The organism is Actinomadura bangladeshensis, from assembly GCF_004348335.1.
Taxonomy (GTDB): Bacteria; Actinomycetota; Actinomycetes; order Streptosporangiales; family Streptosporangiaceae; genus Spirillospora; species Spirillospora bangladeshensis.
The window spans coordinates 1-8098 of the sequence record NZ_SMJW01000317.1 but is presented as its reverse complement, the minus strand read 5'-3'; the positions used below and the strand labels follow the sequence as shown (position 1 = coordinate 8098).

General features: G+C 74.9%; 8 protein-coding genes. 7 read left to right on the top strand and 1 reads right to left on the bottom strand.

Annotated elements, in window-relative coordinates; all coding sequences use genetic code 11:
- Positions 1–102: 102 nt before the first annotated feature.
- Positions 103–1311 (bottom strand): cytochrome P450, encoded by a 1209-nt coding sequence (locus E1284_RS36020; RefSeq protein WP_131944631.1) that lies wholly within the window; start codon positions 1309–1311, stop codon positions 103–105.
- A gap of 189 nt (positions 1312–1500) precedes the next feature.
- On the opposite strand from E1284_RS36020, the gene E1284_RS36015 reads away from it, so the two are divergent.
- The 7 genes from E1284_RS36015 to E1284_RS35985 form a co-directional block, all read left to right on the top strand.
- Positions 1501–2502 (top strand): 3-oxoacyl-ACP synthase III family protein, encoded by a 1002-nt coding sequence (locus tag E1284_RS36015; protein ID WP_131944630.1) that lies wholly within the window; start codon positions 1501–1503, stop codon positions 2500–2502.
- Positions 2503–2504: 2 nt separating this feature from the next.
- Positions 2505–3257, top strand: a complete 753-nt coding sequence (locus E1284_RS36010; protein ID WP_131944629.1) for a glycosyltransferase family 2 protein — start codon at positions 2505–2507, stop codon at positions 3255–3257.
- Positions 3254–4426, top strand: coding sequence for a cytochrome P450 (locus tag E1284_RS36005; RefSeq protein WP_243714957.1), 1173 nt, complete (start codon positions 3254–3256; stop codon positions 4424–4426). Before E1284_RS36010 ends, E1284_RS36005 begins: the two co-directional genes overlap by 4 nt.
- On the top strand, positions 4423–5934 hold the full coding sequence (locus tag E1284_RS36000; protein ID WP_131944628.1) for a class I adenylate-forming enzyme family protein: 1512 nt from the start codon (positions 4423–4425) through the stop codon (positions 5932–5934). Before E1284_RS36005 ends, E1284_RS36000 begins: the two co-directional genes overlap by 4 nt.
- A 20-nt stretch (positions 5935–5954) precedes the next feature.
- A complete protein-coding gene (locus E1284_RS35995) occupies positions 5955–6869 on the top strand; it encodes an NAD-dependent epimerase/dehydratase family protein (protein ID WP_243714956.1) in 915 nt (304 codons plus the stop codon).
- Between the two features lie 49 nt (positions 6870–6918).
- Positions 6919–7650, top strand: coding sequence for a Clp protease N-terminal domain-containing protein (locus E1284_RS35990; protein ID WP_131944626.1), 732 nt, complete (start codon positions 6919–6921; stop codon positions 7648–7650).
- An 80-nt stretch (positions 7651–7730) separates the two neighbouring features.
- Positions 7731–8098, top strand: a 368-nt coding sequence (locus tag E1284_RS35985; RefSeq protein WP_131944625.1) for an alpha/beta fold hydrolase, incomplete at its 3' end; no start/stop codon positions are given.

The window sequence follows — 8098 nt, the reverse complement described above, 5'->3', positions numbered from 1 at the left end:
GCGGTCGTCGGCCGCGTCAGATGTGTATACGAGACAGCCGACGGCCCCCGCCACGCCGGCGCCCCCGACCGTCGTGATCCCCGAGGTCTAGGCCGGCCGCCCCTAGGTGAGCGTCACCGCCAGTTCCGCGTAGGCGGGGACGAGCACGCGGCGGGCCGCGCGCCGCGACACCACCCGGTACGGGCGGCCGCCGGACAGCAGCGTCGCCAGCATCCGCGCGACCTGCGTGCGCGCGACGGACGCGCCGAGGCACAGATGGCGGCCCCCGCCGAACCAGAGCTGCCGCGTCTCGGGGATGTAGGCGCGGTGGATGTCGAACGGCCCGGCGCCGTTCGTCGCCCGGTACGTCAGCAGCAGCACCCGCTCGCCGGCGCGGAGCCGCCGTCCGCCGACGGTCGCGTCCCGGCTCACGTGCCGCCCGATCACCGGGGCCGGGGCCGCGACGCGCAGGCCCTCGCGCACGGCGTTGTCCATGAGGGACGGGTCGTCCAGCAGCGCCCGCTGCCGGCCGGTGTCGTGCAGCAGCGCCGCCGTCCGCACCGTCCCGGACGCGCCGGTCTCCGTCCCCGCGATGACCAGCAGGGTCGCGAGGCCGCGGGCGAGCGGCAGGCCGAGGTCCATCTCGCGGCAGCGGCCGAGCAGGGTGTCCGGCCCGTTGGTCCGGTAGGCGTGCGGGACGCCGGCGGTGATCTCCGCCACGATGCCGCGGGCCCGCGCGACGACCGCCGGGCCGAGGCCGGTGGAGGCGGTGGTGCCGAGCGCCAGCCGGGCGAGCCGCTCCCCGGCGCCGAACAGCGCGCGGTAGGCGGCGTCGCCCCGGTCGGCGGGCAGGCCGAGCAGGTCGGCGACCATCCGCCCGGCGAGGACGCGGGCGGCGTCGGCGACGTCCACGGTCCCGCCGCCGGCGAGCCGGTGCGCCAGTGCGGCGTGCGACCGGCCCTGGGAGCGCTCGACGAGGGTCCGCGCGGCCTCCTCGGTGAACAGGTCGCGGGCGCGGGTGCGGACCTCCGCGTGCCGCGCGCCGCCGAAGAACTGCCCCATCTCGTCCCCGAACAGCTGCGTCCACAGGTGGCCGACGCCGCCCTCGCCGTTCATGCCGAACGCGGCGTGGTCGTTGAGGACCTGCCGGGCCAGCACGGGATCGGTCACCACCCAGCCGAGCCGGGGGACCCGCGCGATCGGCCCGGTGTGGCGCGCGGCCTCCAGCAGCGCGAACAGCCACGGGTTCGCCTCCCACAGCAGCCGCGCCTCATGCCGCGCCGCCGCACGGGCCGCCGTACGGGCCGGTGCGGGGATCTTTGTGCTGGTCATGCGGTGATTGTGCCGGGTTGGGAATCTGGACGAAAAGGCGGTACTACTCAATCCGGGTGAGTGGCGGTACTCACGGCGAACCGGGTACAACGCCCGGCGGTTGTTCCGTAGGGTTCCCCTCACCGGAGGCGCCCGGCCCCGGCGAGGCTTGCCGGACACCGAGCACGAGGAACCGGGGGATCCCAGCCCATGAGAGCCCGCATCACCGCCGTCGCGGCGCACCTGCCGGAGCGGACGGTCACCAGCGCCGAGGTCGAGGCCCGCGTCGCGGCCGAGAGCGCGGGGTACCGGCCGCATCCCACGATCGTGGAGCGGATGACCGGCATCCGCGCCCGGCACGTCATGCGCGACGACGAGCAGGCGTCGGACCTGGCCGTCGCCGCGGCCCGCCGCGTCCTCGCCGAGCGCGCCGTCGCGCCGGCCGGCGTCGACCTGCTGGTCTTCGGCTCGGCGTCGCAGGACCTCATCGAGCCCGCCACCGCGCACATCGTCGCCGCCAAGCTCGGCGCGACCTGCCCCGTCTTCGATGTGAAGAACGCCTGCAACAGCTTCCTCAACGGCCTGCAGATGGCGGACGCGCTGATCCGCACCGGGCAGCACGAGCGCGTGCTGGTCTGCACCGGCGAGAGCCCGTCCCGCGCGATCCGGTGGAACGTCCGCGACCGGGCCCAGTTCGTGGACGCGTTCGCCGGCTACACGCTCTCCGACGGCGGCGCCGCCATGCTCGTCGAGGCCGCCCCCGACGGCGGGATCTTCTACCGCGACTTCGCCGCCGTCTCCAGCGCCTGGCAGGTCGGGACGCTCCCGGCGGGCGGCTCGATGCACCCCCGCGACCCCGACTACACCTACTTCAGCGGCGACGGGCGCCGGCTCAAGGACGCGTTCGTCGCGAGCGGCCCGGAGATCTTCACGACGGCCCTGGAGAAGACCGGCCTGACCTGGGACGATTTCGCGGTCGTCGCCGTCCACCAGGTGACGCTGCCGTACCTGGAGGTGCTGCGCTCCATCCTCGGCATCCCGGCCGACCGGATCACCGTGACGCTGCCCGAGCACGGCAACGTCGCGTCCGCGAGCCTGCCGCTGCAGATCGCGACCGCCCGCGCGGCGGGGCGCTGCGGCCCCGGCGACCGCGTCGCGCTCATCGGCCTCGCCGGCGGCGTCAGCCTCGGCGTCATGTTCGCGGAGCTGTGACCGTGAACCTCTGGGTCGTCATCCCCGCCTACGACGAGGAGCGGTCGATCGGCGCGACGCTGCGCCGCCTCGCCGAGCAGACCGACACCGCGTTCTCCCTGGTCGTCGTCGACAACGCCAGCACCGACGGGACGGTGCAGGCCGTCAAGGAGTTCGCCGCCGGGAACCCCGCGTTCGACGTCCGGATCGTGCACGAGCCGGAGAAGGGGACGGGCGCCGCCGCCGACACGGGCGTCCGGCACGCGATCCGCGCCGGCGCCACGCACGTCGCCCGCACCGACGCCGACTGCCTGCCGGACCGCGGCTGGATCGCGGCGGTGAAGCGCGCGTTCGGCGACGGGCTGGAGATGGTGTCCGGCCCGCTGCTGCCCCGCACCGACGAGTTCGAGCTGAAGTTCTGGGAGCGGCGCCTGCTGCCCGCCGTCATCGACGTCGCCGCCCTCTTCGGACGCTTCCGCCCCGGCAACCAGGACCCGCTCTACCTCGGCCCGTACGTGATGATGCCGGGCTGCAACGTCGCCATCACCGCCGACCTGTACGAGCGGTCGGGCGGCTTCCCGCGCACCCGCATCGAGGACGTCCACGAGGACCGCGCGCTCGTCAACCGCGTCCGCTACCTCACCGACGCCTACGGCCTGCGCAAGGACGTCACCGTCTACGGGTCGGTGCGGCGGCTGCGCGCGTTCGGGCTGGTCAGGACCCTCGGCTGGTACGCCGACCACCGCTACCGCCCGGCCGTCGTGGACATCCGGTGAACCGCGGACATCCGGTGGACTGGGAGGAGCGGCTCTACACGACCGCGCACCCGTTCGCGTACCCGCTGCTGCGCGCCGTCGCCCGGCGCGGCCCCGTCGTCCACGTGCCCGGCGTCGGCGTGGTGGTGAACGACGCCCGTGCGGCCCGCGAGGTCCTGATGGACGGCGAGACGTTCCGCAAGGACGGACCCGGCTCGCCCGGCGAACTGTGGACGCCGGTGCTGGGCCCGTCCGTCCTGCTCAACATGGAGGGCGAGGCGCACCGGGCGCTCCGGCGCCGCCTCACCGACCTGTTCGTCCCGTCCTACACCGAGGCGCTGTGCGCGCGGGTGCTGGCCGGCCCCCTGGACCGGCTCGCCGACCGCCTCGCACGCGGCGCGACCGTCGACCTCGTCGACGTCGCCCGCGTCATGGCCGGCACGGTGATCGGCGAGGTCATCGGCCTGGAGGGCGGCGGCGAGGCGGCCTACCGCGACCTGTTCGAGCAGGGCGAGCGGATCGTCGCGATGGTGTCGCTGCGGACGCGCCGCCTCTCCCCGGCGCAGGTGCGGCGCGCCCGCGGCGTCCTCGACCCGCTCGGCGACACCGCGGCCAAGGCGTACCTGACCGGCGACGAGTCCACGGTCATGGGGCGGATGCGGGCCCTCGGCCTGTCCGAGGACGAGGCGCGCGGCGCGGCCGGCGCGTTCTTCCTGACCGGCACCGAGACCGTCGCGACGCTGCTGCCCCGCCTCATCGCGCTCCTCGCCGACCACGGGCAGCTGCCGCGCGTCGCGGCAGACCTCTCCCTGCTCGACCGGGCCATCGAGGAGGCCATGCGCGTGACGACGCCGACGCCGGTCATGCTGCGCAGCGTGCACCGGCCCGCCGCGGTCGCGGGCGTCGCGATCCGGCCCGGCGACCGGGTGCTGATCGCCACGCACAACTGCTGCCGCGCCTACGGCCCGTTCGACCTCGACCGCCCGCACCCGCCCGAGCTGCGCCGCCTGTGGTTCGGCGCCGGACCGCACTTCTGCATCGGCCACCCGCTGGCCATGGCCCAGATCAGGCTGGCCGCCCGGACCCTCCTCGCCGCCGCGCCGCTGGTCGTCACGCGGCGGGCGGCGGCGCGCGGCGTGCTGATCCCGACCTACCGGTACCTGGCCGTCCGATCGGAGGCGGCGGCATGACGCTCGTCCGGCGGCTGCTCGACCAGGCGGCCGAGACCCCGGGCGCCGTCGCGCTGATCGCCGGGGACGGGACGGAACTGACGTACGGCGAACTCCGGCGGCAGGTCCTCGCCGTCCGGCACGGGCTGCTGTCCAACGGTCTCGCGGCGGGCGACGGGGTGCTGTTCTCGGTGCGCCCGTCGCCGGAGTCGCTCGTCCTGGCGCTGGGCGTGGTCGCGGCCGGGGGAGTGGTCGTCTTCGCCGACCCGGGAGCCGGGCCCGAGATGTTCACCGCGCGGCTGCGGCTGGCGCGTCCGCGCTGGTCGGCGGCGGAATCGGTGCTGTACGCGGGCAGCCGGCTGCGGCCCGTCCGGGCCTACGCGCGGCGGCGCGGGCTGCTCCTGCCGAACCTGTCCGACCTGCGGATCCCCGGCGAGGGCCCGATGCGGCACGTCCACGTGGGCCGCCGCCTGCCGGGCGTGCCGCGCGGCGCGCTGTCCTTCGCCCGCCTGGTCCGGGGCACGGCTCCGGAGCCGGACCGGGACACCGACCCGGACGCCCCCGCCGCCGTCATCTTCACCTCGGGGACGACGGCGGACCCGCGCGCGGTGGTCCACACCCAGGCGTCGCTCGCCGCGGCGCTCGAGCTGTTCCGGGCCCGGCTGCCCCTCGGCCCCGGCGACGTCGTGCACACCGACCAGCTCATGCTCGGCCTGCCGACGCTGATCGCGGGCGCCCGCTGGTCGATGCCGCCGCTGTTCTGCTCGCCGGCCGGCTTCGCCCGGCTGATGCGCGAGCGCGGCGCCACGCACACGTTCTGCGTCCCCGTCCATCTGGCGGAGATCCTGGACGTCGTCCCGGAGCTGCCGCCGTCCGTCCGCCATGTCCTGCTCGGTGCGGCGCCCGCGCCCGCGCCGATCCTGCGGAGGGCGATCGCGGCGGCGCCGTCCGCCGAGGTCCTGTCCGTGTACGCGATGACGGAGATCCTCCCGGTGGCGATCGCGTCGGCCGAGGAGAAGCTCGCGCACACGGATTCGGAGGCGGGCGACCTCCTGGGCGCGCCCTTGCCCGGTGTGGGCGCGCGTCTGGCGCAGGACGGCGAACTCCTGCTGTCCGGCCCCAACCTGTGCCGCGGTTACCTCGGCGCGGACCCCCGCACCGAACTCCCGACCGGCGACCTGGCCCGGCTGGACGACGGACGCCTCGTCCTCATGGGACGCAAGAAGGACATGCTGATCCGGGGCAAGTTCAACCTGTACCCCGGCCTGTACGAACCATCGGTCGCCGCGCTCCCCGGCGTCGCCGAAGCGGCCATCGTCGGCGTCCCCGACCCGCGGACCGGGGACGAGGAGGTCGTCCTCGCGGTGGTCGGCCCGCCCGGACTCGACGCCCGCCTGCACCGCACCCTTCCGGACGTCATCGACCACGACGCCCTCCCCGACCGCATCGTCGTCCTGGACGAACTGCCCCGCGCCGGCCGGACCCGCAAGCTCGACCGCGACCGGCTCCGCGCCCTGGTGACGCCGTGAAGATCGCCATGAGGATCGCCGTGACCGGGGCATCCGGCTTCGTGGGCGGCGCGGTGTGCCGGGCACTGGCGGCCCAAGGCGTCACGACGTACGCGTTCGGCCGCCGTCCGGCGACACCCGAGGCCCATGTGGGCGGTGCGCTCTACCGGTCATGGGACCTCACCCGCGGCCCGCTCCAGGACGCCCCGCGCGTTGACGCCGTCATCCACTGCGCGGGCAGCGTCACCGACTGGGGACCGGCCCGCACGCTCTTCGCCGCCAACCTCACCGGCACCCGCAACGCCCTGGCCGCCTTCCCGGGCGCACGGTTCGTCCACGTCAGCACGGCCAGCGTGTACGACCCGTTCCGCCCGAGCGTCATGGCCCGCGAGGACGAGGCCCCGGTGTCCCGCTACATGAACGCCTACGGCGCCTCGAAGGCCGCCGCCGAACGCCTGGCGCTGGAGCGCGGCGCGATCGTCCTGCGCCCCCACGCGGTCTACGGGCCGGGCGACACGACCCTGCTGCCGCGCGTCCTGTCGGCCGTCCGGGGCCCGATCCTGCCCGCCGTCGGGACGGGCCGCCAGCGCATCAGCCTGACCTCGATCGGCAACCTCGTCCACGCCTGCCTGCTGGCCGCCACCGGCCCGGTGACCTCGGGCGTCTTCAACATCGCCGACGCCGCCCCGGTCGTGATCGACGACGCGTTCCGGGAGATCCTCCGCGAACGCCGCATCGAGGCGAGGCCCGTCTACCTCCCGGCCGCCGTCGCCCGCCCGCTCGCGGCCGCGGCCGAAGGCGCGTTCCTGCTGGCCCGCCGCCCCGAACCGCCGCGCCTCACCCGGTACGCGATCGGCCATCTCGCCGTGGAGCGCACCCTCGACATCGAGGCGGCGCGGAAGACCCTCGGCTTCGACCCGCACGAGACGACCTTCGCGGGGGCCGCCGGCTGGTAATCGTCAACCTCGGGTTGACGATCGTCGATCGTCAACCTATGGTTGACGCATGACGGAACCCACCCAGGCGATCGGCCAGGTCCGGTTGGACGACCTGATCAACGCCATCAAGAAGGTCCACACCGACGCCCTCGAGCAGCTCAGCAGCGCGGTGATCGCCGGGGAGCACCTCGGCGAGGTCGCCGACCACCTCATCGGCCACTTCGTCGACCAGGCCCGCCGCTCCGGCGCGTCCTGGACCGACATCGGCACGAGCATGGGCGTCAGCAAGCAGGCCGCGCAGAAGCGCTTCGTCCCGAAGGACGCCTCCCCGGACCTCGACCCCTCCCAGGGCTTCTCCCGGTACACCACCCGCGCCCGCAACGTCGTCATCGCCTCGCAGAACGAGGCCCGCGCCGCCGGCAGCGCGCAGATCACCCCCGCGCACCTCGTCCTCGGCCTGCTCTCCGAGCCCGAGGCGCTCGCGGCCAAGGCCATCACCGGGCAGGACGTCCTGCTGGACACCGTCCGGCAGGCCGCCACCGCCGCGCTGCCGCCGGAGTCCGACGACCTCCCGGCGCTCATCCCCTTCGACCAGGACGCCAAGAAGGCCCTCGAACTGACCTTCCGCGAGGCCCTGCGCCTCGGCCACAACTACATCGGAACCGAGCACATCCTCCTCGCCCTCCTCGAACACGAGAACGGCACCGGCATCCTCTCCGAAGCCGGTATCGACAAGGCGGCCGCCGAAGCGAACATCACCGCGACCCTGGCCGCGCTGACCGCCGGGCAGAACGGCTGAAGGGCAGAACGGCTGAAGGGCTGAAGGGCGACTCCGGCGGCGCCCGATGAGTTCCGGGTGCCGCCGGAGTCGGTACGGGCATGGAGAAGCTCATCACCGCCAACGGCGTCGACCTCTGCACCGAGACCTTCGGCGACCCCGCCGACGTCCCGGTGCTCCTGATCGGCAACACGATGCTCACCTGGCCCGACGCCCTCTGCGAGCGCCTCGCGGCACTGCGCCGCTTCGTCGTCCGCTACGACCTGCGCGGCACCGGCCGCTCGCCGGCCGGCGACCCGGAGGCCCCGTCCCACACCCTCCGCGACCTGGTGGCCGACGCCGCCGCCCTGCTCGAAGCGCTCGGCCTGCCCCGGGCGCACGTCGTCGGCGCCGGCCCCGGCGGCTGGATCGCCCAGCTCCTCGCCCTCGACCACCCCGGCCGCGTCGCCACCCTCACCCTGATCGGCAC